This is a genomic window from Comamonas fluminis, assembly GCF_019186805.1.
In the GTDB taxonomy this organism is placed as follows: Bacteria; Pseudomonadota; Gammaproteobacteria; order Burkholderiales; family Burkholderiaceae_C; genus Comamonas; species Comamonas fluminis.
The window spans coordinates 4761913-4779081 of record NZ_CP066783.1 but is presented as its reverse complement, the minus strand read 5'-3'; the positions used below and the strand labels follow the sequence as shown (position 1 = coordinate 4779081).

Genomic DNA, 17169 nt, shown 5'->3' with positions numbered 1-17169 from the left:
GTCATGAGCTGCGGGTGTATGTCATATCAAGGTTTCGGTGCTGATTGGTCCTGAAACTGTTTGAAAACATGCGGGATATGCTTTGTTTTTTGAAGCAGTCCAGGTCGCAGCACTGGCGCCACGCTTACTGGCTTTTCAAGCTCTTCTCGTAGCCACGCAGCCAGGTGTGAATGCAGGCTTCCATGCAGGCCTGATCGGTCTGGCGGCTGGGTAGCTCTTTTTTGCAGGCCTGGTACACGGCTTGCGGGTGGTTGAGCTTGCGCTCCAGCACGGCCACGCCTGCATCGTTACAGGACTGGCGGTCGCTGCCGCCGGGTACTTTGATTTCCGCTTTGCTGGGCGTGGGTACGGCTTCTTTTGCAGCAGGCTTGGCGGGTGTGGATGGCTGTGCAGAAGGCGTGCTCGGTGCCTGGCGAAGCTGGGTTTGTGCATCGCTGTGCGCACAGGGAACCTGCTGGAATGCCACTTGCCCGTTGGGCTGCTTGCACTGGTAGATGGTGGCCGAATGCGACTGCGTGCTGAGCAGCATGGATGCACCAGCCAGACTCATCAAAAACAATAGCTTGCTGCGCTTGATGGATATAGGCATCAGGCGTTTTTGATCTGAACTCATTGTCTCCCTCTCTTTTGAATGCCGCGTGCGACTGGCTTATGCGTTGTTTTTTGTGCCGGTCAGTGTATGGGGCAAGGGCAGGGAGCTGCTGGATTTGACTTCGCCCAGCGAAAAAATCGTGTGCACATCCTTGACGTTGGGCAGCCGCAGCAGCACGTTGCGCACAAAGGTGGAAAAGCTCTCCAGGTCGCTGGTCACCACCTGCAATTCAAACGTGCCCGCGCCGCTGATGTAGTGGCAGGAGGTGACTTCGGGCAGCAGGCGTATGGCTTCTTCCATGCGCTCGGTGATGTCGGCCGTGTTCTGCGCCGCATCCACGCGGACAAAGGCCAGCACGCCCAGGCCCAGCTTGTGGCGATCCAGCGTGGCGTGGTAGCCGGTGATGTAGCCAGATTCTTCCAGCGCCCGCACGCGCCGCCAGCAGGGTGCGGCAGACAGGCCTACGCGCTGGGCCAGTTCGGCATTGGTGAGGCGTGCATTGTTTTGCAGCTCATTCAGGATTGCCCAGTCAAATCTATCAAGCTGATTCATATTGATGAATTTACAGCAAGATTCTTTCAAAAACTAGGTAAATCCCGGCAATAAAAAGAAAGCTCTATTCAGACGGTTTTCCGTAAACTTTGGCAAAACAACGGGTGTTTGCTGCAAATGGCGCAGCAATGCCCAAAGCAATAGCTGCTCTGGCCGCCACTAGCTGCCAGAGATGCAACCCACATGGAGACAAGCCATGAATGCCCCTTTGCCCGATGAAGTCCGTCGCGCCCTGGAGTCTGTGACTCTGGACGACAAATATTCGCTGGATCACGGCCGCGCCTTTATGAGTGGCGTGCAGGCGCTGGTCCGGCTGCCCATGCTGCAGCGCTTGCGCGATGCGCAGGCGGGGCTGAACACCGCAGGCTTTATCAGCGGCTACCGTGGCTCGCCACTGGGCACGTATGACCAGTCGCTGTGGGCGGCCAAGAAGTACATGGAGGCGAACAACATCGTCTTCCAGCCCGGCGTGAATGAGGAGCTGGGGGCTACAGCGGTCTGGGGCACGCAGCAGCTGGATCTGTACCCCGAAACCAAGAAGTTCGATGGCGTTTTCGGCATCTGGTACGGCAAGGGGCCGGGTGTGGACCGCTGCTCTGACGTGTTCAAGCACGCCAATATGGCCGGTACCTCCAGGCACGGCGGCGTGATTGCGATTGCGGGCGATGACCACATCAGCAAATCCAGCACCGCAGCGCACCAGAGCGATCACATCTTCAAGGCCTGCGGCACGCCGGTGTTCTTTCCCAGCAATGTGCAGGACATTCTGGATATGGGCTTGCACGCCTTTGCCATGAGCCGCTTTTCGGGCCTGTGGTCGGGCATGAAGACGATTCAGGAGGTGGTGGAGTCGTCTGCCTCCGTGGAAGTCGATCCCGATCGCGTCAACATCATCATTCCTGAAGACTTTGTCATGCCGTCCGGCGGCCTGCACATCCGCTGGCCCGACCCGCCACTGGAGCAGGAAGCGCGGCTGATGAACTACAAGTGGTACGCGGCCCTGGCCTATGTGCGGGCCAACAAGCTCAACCACAACGTGATTGAAGGGCCGAACGACCGCTTCGGCATCATCTCCAGCGGCAAGGCCTATAACGACACGCGCCAGGCACTGGCCGATCTGGGGCTGGACAACGACACCTGCCGCCAGCTGGGTATTCGCCTGCACAAGGTCAACGTGGTCTGGCCGCTGGAAGCGACCATTACCCGCGACTTTGCACGTGGCTTGCAAGAGATTCTGGTGGTCGAAGAAAAGCGCCAGGTCATTGAATATCAGATCAAGGAAGAGCTGTACAACTGGCGCGAAGACGCTCGCCCCAATGTAGTGGGCAAGTTTGGTGACGAACACGGTGGCGAATGGTCGCTGCCCAACCCGTCTACCGACTGGCTGCTGCGCCCCACGGCCGATCTGACGCCCGCGCTGATCGCCCGCGCCATTGCCCAGCGCCTGAAAAAGCTGGGTGTGCCCGCGCATATCGAAGAGCGCATGCAGCAGCGCCTGGTGGTGCTGGATGCCCGCGAAGCCGCGCTGAAGGCGGCCAAGGAAGCCTCAACCGGCGACCGCACGCCCTGGTTCTGCAGCGGCTGCCCGCACAACACCAGTACCCGCGTGCCCGAAGGCAGCCGCGCCGTGGCCGGCATTGGTTGCCACTACATGACGACCTGGATGCCCGACCGCAACACCAGCACCTTCACGCAAATGGGCGGCGAGGGCGTGACCTGGGTGGGGCAGGCACCGTTCACCAAAGAGCCGCATGTCTTTGCCAACCTGGGCGATGGCACCTACTTCCATAGCGGCTTGCTGGCCATTCGCCAGAGCATTGCGGCCGGTACCAACATCACCTACAAGGTGCTGTACAACGATGCCGTAGCCATGACGGGTGGCCAGCGCGTGGGTGAGCGCCCCGAAGGCCATTCGGTGCTGCAGATCATGAGCAGCCTGCTTTCTGAAGGCGTCAAGAAACTGGTCATCGTCACCGATGAGCCACAGAAGTATGACGGCGTGAAGCTGGGCGACGGCGTAACCGTGCACCACCGCGATGAACTGGACGCGATTCAGCGCCAGTTCCGCGAGCTCAAGGGCTGCACCGCCATCATCTACGACCAGACCTGCGCCACTGAAAAGCGCCGCCGCCGCAAGCGCGGCACCATGAGCACACCGGACAAGACCGTCGTCATCAACGAACTGGTGTGCGAGGGCTGCGGTGACTGCTCGGTCAAGTCCAACTGCCTGTCGGTGGAGCCGGTCGAGACCGAATTTGGCCGCAAGCGCCGCATCAACCAGAACAGCTGCAATAAGGATTACTCCTGCGTCAACGGCTTCTGCCCCAGCTTTGTGACGGTGGAAGGCGGTGCACTGAAGAAGCCCAAGAAAGAGAAAAAGGGCAATCTGGACTCCCTGCCCAGCATTCCCGACCCCGTGCTGCCCGTGGCTGAGCAGGCCTGGGGCATTGTGGTGGCGGGCGTGGGCGGCACGGGCGTCATCACCATCGGTTCGCTGCTGGGTATGGCAGCGCACCTGGAAGGCAAGGGCGTGATTACGCAGGATGCCGCCGGGCTGGCGCAAAAGGGCGGCTCCACCTGGAGCCATATTCAGATTGCCAACCGTGCCGATGCCATCTACACCACCAAGGTGGACATGGCCAAGGCTGATCTGGTCATTGGCTGCGACCCCATCGTGGCGGCCACGCCCACCACCATGGCGGTGATGCAGCCCGGGCGCACCTTTATCGCGCTCAATACCCACGCATCGCCCACGGCAGCTTTTGTGGGCAACCCCGACTGGCAATCGCCTGATGCACGCTGCGTGCAGTCTCTGGCCGATGCCGTGGGCGTGGACGGCATTGGCAGCTTTGATGCCGAAAAAGCCGCAACCGCGCTGCTGGGCGACAGCATTTACGCCAACCCCATGATGCTGGGCTACGCCTGGCAAAAAGGCCGCGTGCCGCTGAGCTATGCCGCGCTGATGCGGGCCATGGAGCTCAATGGCGTGCAGATTGACAACAACAAGGCCGCGTTTGAATGGGGCCGCCGCTGCGCCCATGACCTGGCAGCAGTGCGGGCGCTGTACCAGGCCTCGCAAGTCATTCAGATCGTCAAAAAGCCATCGCTGCAAGAGATGCTGGCCAAGCGCGTGGAGTTTTTGACCGGCTACCAGAACGCCGCCTACGCCCAGCAGTACCAGGACTTTGTGGCCAAGGTGCGTGCGGTGGAGGAGCCTCTGGGCCAGGGCACCCGTCTGTCGCAGGCTGTGGCGCGCTATCTGTTCAAGCTGATGGCCTATAAGGACGAGTACGAAGTGGCCCGTCTGCACACCGATGCGGCGTTCACCAGCAAGATCAGCGAGATGTTTGAGGGTGACTTCAAGATCGTTCACCATCTGGCGCCACCCGCCACGGCCAAGAAGGACGACAAGGGCCATCTGACCAAGAAGTCCTACGGCCCCTGGATGCGCAAGGCCATGGGCGTGCTGGCGAGCATGAAGGGCCTGCGCGGCACGGCACTGGACCCGTTTGGTCGTACTGAAGAGCGTAAGACAGAACGTGCGCTGATTGGCGAATACCGTCAGTGCATCGAGATACTGCTCAAGGACTTGAGTGCCGACAAGCTGGCGCTGGCGGTGGAAATCGCCTCCATCCCTGAAGATATTCGCGGCTATGGCCATGTGAAGGAGCGCAATCTGGCAGCGGCCCGCACCAAGTGGCAGGGCCTGATGCAGCGCTGGAATGCTCCGCAAGTGGCAGCGCCCGCAGCCGCACAGCCTGCGGCAGTGAACTAATTACAGGCAGCTGCATCAGACAAAGGCCGGGGTAACCCGGCCTTTGTATTGGGCATGGCGCTGTGGGTGTAGGGCTATCGGGGCGTTCTGGTTTTGATAGCGGCTTGCGCAATCCATCGCTGATATTCATAAATAAAACATCGAAAAATCAAGACGTATCAAGCGATGGCAGCTATGAATTTGTGGATTCGTGGCAGCGCTCTGCAGGTATTCATATCCTGAATTGGGCAGACATCAGGGAATGCCTGTGCGCTGTGACTTCCCCTGCCAGGGTTGGGAACGACTCAGCCGAATACAATGTCCCGCTGACCTGGACGGCCCGCAAGCCTTGCATGCCGACCCAGCCCGGTTCTGACAAATTCACTCTTTCGGAGTCTTTTTCGTGTTTATTTCTTCTGCTTTCGCCCAGACCGCTCCTGCCGCCGCTGCTGAAGGCGGCTTCATGGGGCAGCTCACCGGCATGCTGCCTTTGGTGCTGATGTTCGTGGTGCTGTACTTCGTGATGATTCGTCCCCAGATGAAGCGCCAGAAGGAACACCGCTCCATGATCGACGCGCTGGCCAAGGGCGACGAGGTGGCAACTGCTGGCGGCATCATCGGCACCGTGACTCGCATGGCTGAGCAGTTCCTGTTCATCGAAATCGCTTCTGGTGTTGAAGTCCAGATCCAGCGCTCTGCCGTGGTGCAAGTGCTGCCCAAGGGCACAGCCAAGTAATTGGACTGATGTTTTGCGAAGGGCACGCGCGCTGGATGACGGCGCTCGTGCCCTGTTGTGCGTTGCTGTAATACAAAGAGCGCGATCATGAACCGTTACCCGGTCTGGAAGTACGCGATCCTGGTGATCGCGCTGTTGGTGGGGGTGCTCTACACCCTGCCCAATTTCTTCGGTGAAGCGCCTGCTGTGCAGGTGTCTTCGGGCAAGTCCACTATCAAGGTGGATAACGCTGTGCTGCAAAAGGTGGAATCCGCCTTGAGCGCGGCAAGCCTCAAGCCGGACTCTCTGTCGCTGGAAGGCACCTCGGTGCGCGCCCGCTTCAACACGCCTGACGAGCAGCTCAAAGCCAAGGACGTGATTCAGAAGGCGCTGGTGACAGACCCCTCTGACCCTGCTTACATCGTGGCGCTGAATCTGGTGTCGCGCTCGCCTGACTGGCTGACCTCCATCGGCGCCAAGCCCATGTATCTGGGTCTGGACCTGCGCGGCGGTGTGCACTTCATGCTGCAGGTGGACATGGCTGCGGCCCTGACCAAGAAGGCTGAAAGCTACGCCAGCGACCTGCGCACTACCATGCGCGACAAGAATATTCGCCACGGCGGCATCAGCCGCGATGGCAACAACATCACCATTCGCGTGCGTGATGAAGCCACGCAGACTGCTGCGCGTAACCTGATTACAGACCAGTTCCCTGATCTGACCAGCACTTCCCAGCCGGATGGCACGGGCTTCAAGCTGGTGGCTGCCATCAAGCCCGAAGCGCTGCGCAAGGTGCAGGAGCAGGCCCTCAAGCAGAACATCGTGACGCTGCACAACCGTATCAACGAGCTGGGCGTGGCCGAGCCGGTGATTCAGCAGCAGGGTCTGGACCGCATCGTGGTGCAACTGCCCGGCGTGCAGGACACGGCTAAGGCCAAGGACATTCTGGGCCGTACCGCCACGCTGGAAGTGCGCATGGTGGACGAGTCTGCTGAAGCGCGCTCTGCCGAACTGGGCACAGGCCCTGTGCCTTTTGGCTCTGAAAAGTATCTGGACCGCAACAGCCAGCCCGTGATTGTGCAAAAGCAGGTGACGCTGACCGGTGAAAACCTGACGGACGCCCAGCCTGGCTTTGATGGTCAGACCCAGGAGCCCACCGTCAATCTGACGTTGGACGCCAAGGGCGCACGCATCTTCAAGGAAGTGACCCGCGAGAACGTGGGCAAGCGCATGGCCATCATCCTGTTCGAAAAGGGCAAGGGTGAGGTGGTGACGGCGCCTGTGATTCGTGGCGAAATCGGCGGTGGCCGTGTGCAGATCTCGGGCCGTATGACGACCCAGGAAGCCAACGACACCTCGCTGCTGCTGCGTGCCGGTTCGCTGGCGGCACCCATGGAAATCATTGAGGAATACACCATTGGCCCAAGCCTGGGTGCAGACAATATCAGCCGCGGTATTCATTCCGTGGTCTGGGGCATGGTGGCGATTGCAGCTTTCATGTGCGTGTACTACATGCTGTTTGGCGTGTTCTCCACGATTGCGCTGTCGGTGAACGTGCTGCTGCTGCTGGCCATCTTGTCCATGCTGCAGGCCACGCTGACTCTGCCCGGTATTGCCGCCATGGCGCTGGCGCTGGGTGTGGCCATTGACTCGAACGTGCTGATCAATGAGCGTATTCGTGAAGAGCTGCGTGCAGGTGCTTCGCCTCAGGCGGCTATCCATGCGGGTTACGAAAACGCCTGGCACACGATTCTGGACTCGAACGTGACCACGCTGATCGCCGGTCTGGCCCTGCTGGCCTTTGGCTCGGGCGTGGTGCGCGGTTTTGCCGTGGTGCACTGCATCGGTATTCTGACCAGCATGTTCTCGGCCGTGTTCTTCTCGCGCGGTCTGGTCAACCTCTGGTACGGCGGCAAGAAGAAGCTCAAGTCGCTTTCCATCGGTCAGGTCTGGAAGCCTGCCGAAGGTGATGGTCACCGCTCCGTGGCTAACCGCGGCAGCAACAACTAAGGGGGAAGATCATGGAATTCTTCCGCATCAAAAAAGACATCCCGTTCATGAAGTACGCGTTGGTTTTCAACGCGATCTCCTTCATCACCTTTGCTCTGGCCGTCTTCTTCCTGTTCTCTCGCGGCCTGCATCTGTCTGTGGAGTTCACGGGCGGTACGGTCATGGAAGTGGCCTACACCCAGCCAGCTGATATCGGCAAGGTGCGGGATACGGTCTCCAAACTGGGCTACCAGGATGTGATCGTGCAGAACTTCGGCACATCCAAGGATGTGATGATTCGCTTGCCCGTGCAAAAAGGCGTGACTTCTGCGCAGCAAAGTGAGCAAGTACTTTCTGCATTGAAGACGCAGGACGCCGAGGTGACGCTGCGCCGTACCGAGTTTGTCGGCCCGCAGGTGGGTGACGAGCTGATGCACAACGGCCTGATGGCCCTGGGCATGGTGGTGCTGGGCATCATCATCTATCTGGCCTTCCGCTTCGAGTGGAAGTTCGGTGTGGCGGCCATCATTGCCAACTTGCACGACGTGATCATCATTCTGGGCTTCTTCGCCTTCTTCCAGTGGGAGTTCTCGCTCTCCGTGCTGGCGGGCGTGCTGGCCGTGCTGGGTTACTCGGTCAACGAGTCGGTGGTGATTTTTGACCGGATCCGCGAAGCTTTCCGCAAGTTCCGCAAGCTCAACACGCATGAGGTGATCGACCACGCCATCACCTCGACCATGAGCCGTACCATCATCACCCACGCTTCGACCGAAGCCATGGTGCTGTCCATGTTCTTCTTTGGCGGCCCCAGCCTGCACTACTTTGCGCTGGCCCTGACGATTGGTATCTTGTTCGGTATCTACTCGTCCGTGTTCGTGGCGGCAGCCATTGCCATGTGGCTGGGCGTCAAGCGTGAAGATCTGGTCAAGGGACCTTCCAAGTCTTCGTCGCAAGACCCCAACGATCCCAACGCCGGAGCGGTCGTCTGATCCATATCGTGGTGCGGCAATGTCTGTGAAGCCCATTGCCGCTTTACACTAGCGGAATGACTCCTCCGCAGTCTTCCTCCAACGCGCCTGTCACCCAGCAACAACTGGGTTGGCAGGCGCGTTTGCGTTGGACCCATGGCATTTGCCAGGGTCTGCCTGCCGTGGCTGAGCAGCTTGACCAGTTTTTCACCAGTCAGACCACATCCGTGACAGCCCAGGGTGATATGCAGGAATGCCGCGAGGCCTGGGCCAGCTTTCAGCAACACCGCGAAGCCTGGGTGAAGGCCTGCGTGCAGGTCTTGCAGCAGGCGGCGCGCAAACCTCCGCTGGCTGAAGGGCGCAGCTCTGCGGCGGCGCCACTGACTTTCGAGCTGGTGGACGATGAGGTGGTGGAGAACAAGATTCTGTCCTCTCGCATGGCGCTGGCCATGGGCGAGACGCTGCAGCCCAGCTTTGAATCCATGCGCCGGCGCATTCAGCAACTGGAGGGGCAAGAGCTGCCCTCCAGGGACATGTTTCGCGCCGAAACCATCTGCCTGCATCTGGTTGAACAGTGGCTGAGCTGCGGCTTGCAGCGCAGCCACTTGCTGCGTGCTCTGGAGCCGCTACAGAACGCCCTGTCACCGCTGATGCTTGCGGAGTTTGACATTCTGCACAAGCTGCTCGATGCCAAGGGCGTGAGCAAGGCCGAGGATGCACCGCTGCGCGTGCGCCGCACAGAAAGCGCGGCGCCATCGGCCTCGATGAATCTGGACCAGGGCGGGCTCAGCGGCTTTACGGGCTTTACCGGCTACCACCCGCAGGGCATGGTCACAGGGGCGCAACTGCCCATGGTGCATGGTGCAGGCATGGGTGTGCCTTCTCAGGCGGTTGCGCAGATGGGCGTGAGCATGCTGGCGCGTGCGCGCCATCGTGCGATGGATGCCATGAATCAGCTGCGTCAGTTGCTGAGCCAGCCCTCCATTGGCCTGCAGGGGCTGATGCCCGGTGCTGCGGCAGTTCCCATGCCTCCGGCTTCTGCTGCACTGGCTCAGGCCCTGCAGGAGCAGCAGCTGTCAGTCACGCAGCTGCAGACGCAGTACACAATGGCTGCAGGCACTGTCATGGGCATGCCTGTGATGGATTACAGCCCTGCAGCGCTGGGGCAACTGGCCAATTTGCTCAGTGAACGCTCGGCCGAGTGGAAGCAAAAGGCCGAAACCAAGGGCGAAAAAGCCACGATCGAGGTGGTCGCCCTGATGTTCCAGAGCATTCTGTCGGAGGACAGACTGCCGCCATCGATTCGTGTCTGGTTTGCGCGCCTGCAGGTTCCTGTGCTGCGCGTGGCGCTGGCAGAGCCGCAGTTTTTCAGCGATCTCAACCATCCGGCACGCAAGCTGATCGACCGCATGGGTTCCTGCGTCATGGGTTTTGATGCCAGCAGCATCAGCGGCAACGCGCTGGAGGTGGAAATCCGCCGTGTGGTGCAGGTGATTGAGCAGTACCCAGAGACGGGCCAGAAGGTCTTTGCGCTGGTGCTGAAAGAGTTCGAGGACTTCCTCACCAAGAACCTGGCGCAGAGCCAGTCCACGGCCAAGATCACCAGCGTGGCTCAGCAGGTGGAGCAAAAGGAAACGCTGGCGATTCAGTACACCATCGAGCTGCGCAATATGCTGGCAGACATGCCGGTGCGCGAAGAGGTGCGGGACTTTTTGTTCAAGTCCTGGGCCGATGTGCTGGCCATGGCGACGGTGCGCTATGGCGCCAAGGATGCGCAGGCCATGCGTTTCAAGCAGGCCGCCAGCGAGTTGGTCTGGTCTGCCAGTGCCAAGCCTTCCCGCCAGGAGCGCGCCCGCGTCATTCAGGGGCTGCCTGCGCTGCTGCAGACGCTGCGTCAGGGGCTGGAACTGATCAGCGTAACGGGCGATGAGCAATCGGCCCAGATCAAGAAGCTGACGGATACGCTGGCCGAGGCCTTTGTCTCCAAGACGGCGGCCATTGCGCCTGCCCGCATCGAAGGCATGGCCAAACGCCTGTCGGAGCTGGAAAATTACATCAGCGACGATGGTTCGCTGGACGATATGCCTTTGTCCACCGAAAGCATTGAAATGATGCTGGGTGTGGATACCGAAGGCCTGCATGTGATTCCCAATACCGAAGCCGTGGCCGAACCCGCCATGCTGGAATGGGCGCAGGCGCTGGAGACCGGGCGTTGGTTCACGCTGGACCACAACGGCCAGCGCACGCAGGTGCAATATGTTTGGCGCAGTCGCCGCAAACAGCTGCATCTGTTTGCCTCGCTGGATGGCCACTGCCACCTGCTGCAGTTGCAGCGCATGGCTGTCTATCTGCAGTCGGGCCTGCTGGCTGTGCATGACGAGGAAGCGCTGACGGTGCGTGCTACGCGCGATGCGCTGCAGAAGATTCAAGCGAACCCGGAAAGGCTCGCCTAACCCCCTGAGCGGCTGCGCCGCTTCCCCCTTTCTCTACGCGCTGCGCGCTATGGAAGGGGGACGACGCCATCGCCGCGAGGCGGCTCTTGCTTGGCGTCTCTGGTTTTGGGGTGCGCCAGTTTTTAGCTGCGGGTGATGTGCTGGTAGAAGCCGCCGGGCAGGCGGGCGACTAGGCCATCCAGCTCTAGCTCCATTAGCTGTGCTTGCAATTGCGCAGCGTCCCATCCGGTGCGTTCGCTCAAGGTTTCCAGGGTCATGGGGTCGTGGCCCAGGGCTTGGATTAATGGATTTTTAGCTTCTGTATTTATAGCTGCTTGCGCTTTGTGGGTCGGTGCTACAGGCTGTTTTATGCCTTGAAGCTCTTCCAGAATGTCGGCTGCTGTTTCTACCAGTTTGGCTCCCTGGCGCAGCAGTGCGTGGCAGCCCTTGGCCTGCGGCGCGTGTATGGAGCCGGGGATGGCAAAGACTTCGCGGCCCTGTTCGCTGGCCAGGCGGGCAGTGATGAGCGAGCCGGATTTCAAAGTTGCCTCCACCACCAGCGTGCCTTGCGACAGGCCCGAGATGATGCGGTTGCGCTGCGGAAAATGGTGGGGCCGGGGCTCGCTGCCCAGTGGGTATTCGCTGATGACCAGGCCATTTCGTGCAATCTGCCCGGCCAGCGCCTGATGGGCGCGTGGGTAGACCTGGTCCAGCCCTGTGCCCACCACGGCAATGGTCAGCGGTGCTGTGCCGCTGTACGAGGCTTTCAGCGCCCCTTCATGGGCGGCAGCATCAATGCCCAGTGCGAGGCCGGAGACGATGCACAGCCCTTGCTGGGCCAGTGCCTGTGCCATTTCACGGGCGTTGACGATGCCCTGCGCGGAGGGGTTGCGGCTGCCCACCATGGCCAGCGATTGCGGGTAGGGGAACCAGGGCTGGCCAGACTGCTGCAGCGACAGCGGCCCCTGCACAAACAGCAGCAGCGGTGGGTCTTCGGTCTGCAGTAGGGCTTCGGGGTATTGCGCGTGCCCCAGCGGCACCATGGCGTGAAAGCAGTCGGCCGCAGGCGTGCTCAGCCATTGCTGCAGGCGTTCCACAGGCTCTGGCCATTTCGGCGGCAGGGCGGCAAATGCCTGAGCCTGCACCTGCGTGACGCATTCGCGGAGATCGGTGTCTGACAGCAGCCAGACTTGCTGGGCGCTGCCGGCCTTTGCCAGCAAGCGCCTTGCTGCGCTGCGACTGAGGCCGGGAGTCATCAGCAGCCGGAGCCAGGCGGCGCCCTCTGCATCATGGTGAGCGTTCAGCGCTGAAGAGGTCACCATGATGCGAGTCCTTGAGGAAGGCTAGCGCGGCTGAGGGGCCTGCAGGCGGTCACCCACCTGAACGCCGCGGGCGGCAGCGGTGATGAGCACGTAGGAGACGCGATCAAAGGTCTTGAAGACCATGGCGTAGCCGTTGAACTCGTCGGGCAGTTTCACTGTGTCACGCTTGGCGCTGGTTTTGTCCACAATGGTGGCGCCTTTGCTGATCAGCTCCAGCACGGTGCCGATTTCCATGCCGTCCTGCGCGCCCTTGTTGATGGCGATGACCTGATTGACGGCGGCATAGCTCACAGCCGCGTCGCCATAGATGGAGACCACGGCGCCATCCACAGGCTTGCCTGGTGCATGAGGGGCGTAATTCAGATACTGCGGTGCAGGCGAGGGCAGCAGGTGGTCGCCTGCACGAATCTCGTTCTTGGACTTGACGATGTCAATGGTGGCAGGCGAGGCCTGCACGACCTGACCTTCGGCATTGAGCACCTGCGTTTCGCCCTGGGCAACATTGGCGCTGCCCAGATATTTGGCTTCGTAGCCCAGGATTTCACCGGTGACAGGGTCCTTGAGCGGGATGGCGTCGCGGAAGAGGCGATAGCTCAAGGGCTTGCCGGGGCCGGTGGTCAGCAACGGGCCGCCAGAGCTGCGCACATAGGCGCGGTCGCCACTGGCCATGAGAACGCGCTTGTCCGTGGTGGCAATGATGCGGGGGGCCAGGTTCAGGGTCTGGGCATCGACCACCAGCGGCTCGGCCAGGAAGGGCTCGATCAGGTGCGGCGGCAGTGTGGGCAGCGCCAGATCAGACAGCGACGACTCGCGGGTGTGCGGCGACAGACGCACCACACCTGGCTCGCCGCCCGGCGCTGTGGTGGACAGGCGGGCATAGCCATTGCTGCGCACCAGATACAGCACTTGACCGGGGTAGATCAGGTGGGGGTTGGCGATGCTGGAGAGGTTCATGCCCCACAGTTCTGGCCAGCGCCAGGGCTGGCGCAGGTACATGCCAGAGATGCCCCACAGCGTGTCGCCGCGCTTGACGGTGTACTGAGCCGGCGCATTGGGCGAGAGCTGGTCCTCCGGAATGCCCTGCTGCGCCACCTGCTGAGCGGTGGAGCGCTGGGTGGACGTGACGGGGTAATTCTGGGCGTAGACAGAGGTCAGAGCGGCGACCAGCGTGGCCCCGAGACTCCAGGCACGTGCTGTGGCAAATGCGGTCATGAAATTCCTTCTGGCGGGATTCGTTTGCTGCAGCGTCCCTCTAGTCGCTGCTCTGCACCTGATCTTGGCATAAGCGGCCGCACAAGTCTTACAAATTGCGCAAATTCTCGATGCAAGGCCTTGATAGATCAACGCTTATTGGTCTTGTACAAAGCGATTTCGGACAAAAGTGGGGACAATAGCGACAGATTTACCGATAAGCCATGGCCATTCTTCCCATTCTCTGCTATCCCGATCCCCGTCTTCACAAAGTCGCCCAGCCCGTGGCGAAGGTGGATGAGCGCATCCAGACGCTGGTGAAAAACATGTTCGAAACCATGTATGACGCGCAAGGCATTGGCCTGGCCGCCACACAGGTGGATGCGCATGAGCGTGTGATCGTGATCGACGTATCGGAAGAGCGTAACGAGCCTCTGGTTCTCATCAACCCCGAGATCACCTGGGCCAGCGAAGAAAAGCAGATTGGCGACGAAGGCTGCCTGTCCGTGCCCGGTATCTATGACGGCGTGGAACGCTCCACCTCGGTCAAGGTCAAGGCGCTGGACGAGAACGGCAACAGCCGTGAGATCGAAGGCGAGGGCCTGCTGGCCATCTGCATGCAGCATGAGATGGACCACCTGATGGGCAAGGTCTTCGTTGAATACCTCTCGCCACTCAAGCGCAACCGCATCAAGACCAAGATGGTCAAGGCTCAGAAGGCTGCGGCCAAGGGCTGACAAGCCTCCCAAGGAACTCACCATGCCTAGACTCCTGTCCACAAGCATTGCCGCCAGTGTGCTGGCTCTTGCCCTGACAGGATGCATGGTGCCCCAGTGGCAAAAGCCGGGCATGCCTCAGGCCGAGGTGGAAAAAGGCATGGGCAAGCCCACGGTGGTGGTGCCATTGCCGGATGGCGGAACACGTCTCGTCTACAGCCAGCAGCCCGCAGGCCAGCAGGTCTATCACATGGACTTTGATGCCCAGCACAAGCTGACCCGTGTGGAACAGGTGCTGGATAGTGCCCACTTCTTTGCGCTGCGCAATGGCATAGACACCCGCGACGATGTTTACCGCCTGTTTGGCCCGCCTGCGAAAGTCGAGGGGGTTTACAGCTTCAAAGGCGACATCTGGACCTACCGGTTCATGGACAATACTTTTGCCCGGCGTGCCCATGTGCACATCGACCCGCAAGGCATTGTGCAGAAGGTGATGTTCACCGACGAGAGCATGTATTTGCGCGAGCCGAGGCGGTGAATACCCCCTGAGCCGCTGCGCGGCCTCCCCCTAGAAGGGGGACGACGCCCTCGCCGCGAGGCGGCTCTTGCTCGGCGTCACTGACTTGAATCGCGCCGGTTTCCTGTCTTGCGCGAAATCATTGAGATAGAAAGCATGAAAGTTATTTTTGCGGGCACGCCCGAATTTGCGCGTGTGGCTTTGGAGCGCTTGCTGGCTGCGGGCTTTGAAGTTCCGCTGGTGCTGACCCAGCCGGACCGCCCTGCGGGCCGTGGCATGAAGCTGCAGGCCTCTCCCGTCAAGCAATGTGCGCTGGAGCATGGCATTGCCGTGGCCCAGCCCATGAGTCTGCGCCTGGACGGCAAGTACCCCGAGGAAGCTGCTGCCGCCAAGGCCGCCATTGATGCGGCGCAGGCAGACGTGATGGTGGTGGCTGCCTACGGCCTGATCCTGCCGCAGTGGGTGCTGGATACGCCGCGTCTGGGCTGCCTGAACATCCACGCCTCGCTGCTGCCACGTTGGCGCGGTGCGGCGCCTATTCATCGCGCCATTGAGGCGGGTGATGCCGAAACCGGCGTCACCATCATGCAGATGGATGCGGGTCTGGACACTGGCGATATGTGCGTGATCGAGCGTCTGCCGATTGCCGCCGATGACACCACGGCCAGCCTGCACGACAAGCTGGCTGTGCTGGGCGGTCGCATGATTGTGGAAGCGCTGGAAATGGCGGCCTGCGGTGGCCTCAATCGCACGCCACAGCCCGCCGATGGTGTGACCTATGCTCACAAAATTGAGAAGGCCGAAAGCACCATTGACTGGCGCGAAAGCGCCGAGGTCATTGCCCGCCGCCTGCGCGCCTTCAACCCCTTTCCCGGTGGTGCAACCCACCTGGGCAGCGAAGCCATCAAGATCTGGGAGGCCAGTGCTGAGGCTGGTTCCGGCGTACCCGGTACGGTGCTGTCAGCCGATGCGCAGGGCGTGCGCGTGGCTTGCGGCAGTGGCGTGCTTAACCTGACGCTGCTGCAGCGTGCAGGTGGCAAGCGCCTGGCGGCTGGCGACTTTCTGCGTGGTTTTGAAATACCCTCGGGGGCCTTGCTGGGAGAGGGTGCCGGCGAGGTATGACGGATATGGTGCTCACGCTGGGGCAGCGTGCGAAATCGATAGTCTGGGATCCGTTTTTCTGGGTTGGTTCCAAAGAGATGGGCGGCACGGCTTTAGGCATTGCCGCCTGGGGGCTGGTAACAGGCGTGGCCATGGTCAAAAGTGGCCTGTCCGTGCCTCTGGCGCTGTTCATGGGCTTCACGGTCTATGCCGGCAGCGCACAACTGGCGGTGCTGCCCCTGATGACGGTGGGCGCACCGCTGTGGGTGATCTGGTTCACCGCCATCTGCGTGAATCTGCGCTTTGTGATTCTGTCCAGCATGTGGCGCAGCTATTTCGAGCGGCTGAGCCTGCGCCACCGTCTGGGCGTGGCTTACTTCAGTGGTGACGTGATCTTTGTCAATTTCATGCGCCGCTACCCGGACGCCAGGCCGCAGGCCGAGCAACTGCCCTACTTCTGGGGCGCGGCGCTGACGAACTGGCTGGCCTGGCAGATTCCGTCCACGCTGGGCATTTTTCTGGCCGACCAGATTCCGCTGTCCTGGGGTCTGGGCTTTGCGGGCGTGCTGGCGCTGGTGGGCGTGCTGCTGTCCATGCTCAGGGATTGCGCCACCTGGACGGCATCCATCGTGGCCTGCACGGCGGCGGTGGCTGCGTTTGCGCTGCCGCTCAAGCTCAATATTCTGGTGGCGATTGCGGCCGCTGTGGCGGTGGGCCTGACGGCAGAACAACTGCAAAAGCAGGCCCAGCAGCTGCCCCGCATCGGCGGCAAGGATGAGCAATCATGATGAACAGCTTCTGGGTCATTGTGGTCTGCCTCGGTCTGGCCGTCATCACACTGCTGACGCGCGCATTTTTCCTGATTCCCGAACGTGAGCTGCCTTTGCCCAGCTGGCTCAAGCGCGGGCTCAAATACGCCCCGCTGGCCGCCTTGGCGGCGGTGATCGCCCCCGAGATTGTGATGAGCAATGGCCAGCTCATCAGCACTTTGGCCGATGCCCGCCTGCCTGCCGTGGTCGCTGCTGTGGTGTATTTTTTTTACAAGCGCAGCATTCTTGGCACCATTGCTTTGGGCATGGCGATTTATCTGCCGCTGCACATCGGTCTGGGCTGGTAGCCCCAGCGCTAGAGGCAACAGGAGCTGCGTGCTCCTGTTTTCATATGGGTGGCCTGAAACAACCTTGAAACCCAGTTACAGAGCGCGGGTGATGCTCCTGTTTTTGAGTCGAGTAAGCGCATAAAGCTCCCCCCTGGCAAGGGCTGTCGCCCTAAAATGCAGGCAGATTTTTTGTTTTCCAACCTTTGTATGGGCGACTTTCG

General features: G+C 60.9%; 14 protein-coding genes. 10 read left to right on the top strand and 4 right to left on the bottom strand.

Annotated features, from left to right (window positions below; translation table 11 throughout):
- Window positions 1-124 precede the first annotated feature (124 nt).
- Window positions 125-613: a DUF4124 domain-containing protein gene (locus JDW18_RS22180; protein WP_218241736.1), complete on the bottom strand. Its 489-nt coding sequence runs from the start codon at window positions 611-613 to the stop codon at window positions 125-127.
- Between the two features lie 36 nt (window positions 614-649).
- Window positions 650-1144, bottom strand: coding sequence for an Lrp/AsnC family transcriptional regulator (locus JDW18_RS22175; RefSeq protein WP_218241735.1), 495 nt, complete (start codon window positions 1142-1144; stop codon window positions 650-652).
- Between the two features lie 196 nt (window positions 1145-1340).
- Here JDW18_RS22175 and JDW18_RS22170 point away from each other — a divergent pair, with 196 nt between their 5' ends.
- The 5 genes from JDW18_RS22170 to JDW18_RS22150 all read left to right on the top strand — a co-directional run bounded on the left by JDW18_RS22170 (window position 1341) and on the right by JDW18_RS22150 (window position 11023).
- Window positions 1341-4919: an indolepyruvate ferredoxin oxidoreductase family protein gene (locus JDW18_RS22170; protein WP_218241734.1), complete on the top strand. Its 3579-nt coding sequence runs from the start codon at window positions 1341-1343 to the stop codon at window positions 4917-4919.
- Window positions 4920-5301: 382 nt separating this feature from the next.
- Window positions 5302-5634 (top strand): preprotein translocase subunit YajC, encoded by a 333-nt coding sequence (gene yajC, locus JDW18_RS22165; protein ID WP_218241733.1) that lies wholly within the window; start codon window positions 5302-5304, stop codon window positions 5632-5634.
- A gap of 87 nt (window positions 5635-5721) precedes the next feature.
- Window positions 5722-7623, top strand: a complete 1902-nt coding sequence (secD, locus tag JDW18_RS22160; RefSeq protein WP_218241732.1) for a protein translocase subunit SecD — start codon at window positions 5722-5724, stop codon at window positions 7621-7623.
- A gap of 11 nt (window positions 7624-7634) precedes the next feature.
- Window positions 7635-8591, top strand: a complete 957-nt coding sequence (gene secF, locus JDW18_RS22155) for a protein translocase subunit SecF (RefSeq protein WP_218241731.1) — start codon at window positions 7635-7637, stop codon at window positions 8589-8591.
- Window positions 8592-8647: 56 nt separating this feature from the next.
- Window positions 8648-11023: a DUF1631 domain-containing protein gene (locus tag JDW18_RS22150; RefSeq protein WP_218241730.1), complete on the top strand. Its 2376-nt coding sequence runs from the start codon at window positions 8648-8650 to the stop codon at window positions 11021-11023.
- Window positions 11024-11145: 122 nt separating this feature from the next.
- Here the strand turns inward: JDW18_RS22150 and dprA are convergent, their stop codons facing one another.
- Window positions 11146-12324, bottom strand: a complete 1179-nt coding sequence (gene dprA, locus JDW18_RS22145; protein WP_218241729.1) for a DNA-processing protein DprA — start codon at window positions 12322-12324, stop codon at window positions 11146-11148.
- Between the two features lie 21 nt (window positions 12325-12345).
- Window positions 12346-13536: a LysM peptidoglycan-binding domain-containing protein gene (locus JDW18_RS22140; RefSeq protein WP_218241728.1), complete on the bottom strand. Its 1191-nt coding sequence runs from the start codon at window positions 13534-13536 to the stop codon at window positions 12346-12348.
- A gap of 203 nt (window positions 13537-13739) precedes the next feature.
- Between JDW18_RS22140 and def the strand changes: the two genes are divergently transcribed.
- From def to JDW18_RS22115, 5 genes are all read left to right on the top strand, one after another.
- Window positions 13740-14252 carry a peptide deformylase gene (def, locus tag JDW18_RS22135; RefSeq protein ID WP_218241727.1) on the top strand — a complete coding sequence of 171 codons (513 nt, stop codon included), beginning with the start codon at window positions 13740-13742 and terminating at the stop codon, window positions 14250-14252.
- Window positions 14253-14274: 22 nt separating this feature from the next.
- The gene (locus JDW18_RS22130) at window positions 14275-14769 is read left to right on the top strand and encodes a hypothetical protein (protein WP_218241726.1); all 495 of its coding nucleotides are present in this window, start codon (window positions 14275-14277) and stop codon (window positions 14767-14769) included.
- 135 nt (window positions 14770-14904) lie between these two features.
- The gene (fmt, locus tag JDW18_RS22125; RefSeq protein WP_218241725.1) at window positions 14905-15870 is read left to right on the top strand and encodes a methionyl-tRNA formyltransferase; all 966 of its coding nucleotides are present in this window, start codon (window positions 14905-14907) and stop codon (window positions 15868-15870) included.
- Window positions 15867-16637: an AzlC family ABC transporter permease gene (locus JDW18_RS22120; RefSeq protein ID WP_218241724.1), complete on the top strand. Its 771-nt coding sequence runs from the start codon at window positions 15867-15869 to the stop codon at window positions 16635-16637. The genes fmt and JDW18_RS22120 overlap by 4 nt, the downstream gene beginning before the upstream one ends.
- Window positions 16634-16966: an AzlD domain-containing protein gene (locus JDW18_RS22115; RefSeq protein ID WP_218241723.1), complete on the top strand. Its 333-nt coding sequence runs from the start codon at window positions 16634-16636 to the stop codon at window positions 16964-16966. Before JDW18_RS22120 ends, JDW18_RS22115 begins: the two co-directional genes overlap by 4 nt.
- The last annotated feature ends 203 nt before the right edge of the window (window positions 16967-17169 follow it).

Excerpts from the sequence above, each read along its gene's own strand:
- JDW18_RS22180 (WP_218241736.1), bottom strand. The coding sequence starts at position 613 with ATGAGTTCAGATCAAAAACGCCTGATGCCTATATCCATCAAGCGCAGC.
- JDW18_RS22175 (WP_218241735.1), bottom strand. The coding sequence starts at position 1,144 with ATGAATCAGCTTGATAGATTTGACTGGGCAATCCTGAATGAGCTGCAA.
- JDW18_RS22170 (WP_218241734.1), top strand. The coding sequence starts at position 1,341 with ATGAATGCCCCTTTGCCCGATGAAGTCCGTCGCGCCCTGGAGTCTGTG.
- secD (WP_218241732.1), top strand. The coding sequence starts at position 5,722 with ATGAACCGTTACCCGGTCTGGAAGTACGCGATCCTGGTGATCGCGCTG.
- secF (WP_218241731.1), top strand. The coding sequence starts at position 7,635 with ATGGAATTCTTCCGCATCAAAAAAGACATCCCGTTCATGAAGTACGCG.
- JDW18_RS22150 (WP_218241730.1), top strand. The coding sequence starts at position 8,648 with ATGACTCCTCCGCAGTCTTCCTCCAACGCGCCTGTCACCCAGCAACAA.
- dprA (WP_218241729.1), bottom strand. The coding sequence starts at position 12,324 with ATGGTGACCTCTTCAGCGCTGAACGCTCACCATGATGCAGAGGGCGCC.
- JDW18_RS22140 (WP_218241728.1), bottom strand. The coding sequence starts at position 13,536 with ATGACCGCATTTGCCACAGCACGTGCCTGGAGTCTCGGGGCCACGCTG.
- def (WP_218241727.1), top strand. The coding sequence starts at position 13,740 with ATGGCCATTCTTCCCATTCTCTGCTATCCCGATCCCCGTCTTCACAAA.
- JDW18_RS22130 (WP_218241726.1), top strand. The coding sequence starts at position 14,275 with ATGCCTAGACTCCTGTCCACAAGCATTGCCGCCAGTGTGCTGGCTCTT.
- fmt (WP_218241725.1), top strand. The coding sequence starts at position 14,905 with ATGAAAGTTATTTTTGCGGGCACGCCCGAATTTGCGCGTGTGGCTTTG.
- JDW18_RS22120 (WP_218241724.1), top strand. The coding sequence starts at position 15,867 with ATGACGGATATGGTGCTCACGCTGGGGCAGCGTGCGAAATCGATAGTC.
- JDW18_RS22115 (WP_218241723.1), top strand. The coding sequence starts at position 16,634 with ATGATGAACAGCTTCTGGGTCATTGTGGTCTGCCTCGGTCTGGCCGTC.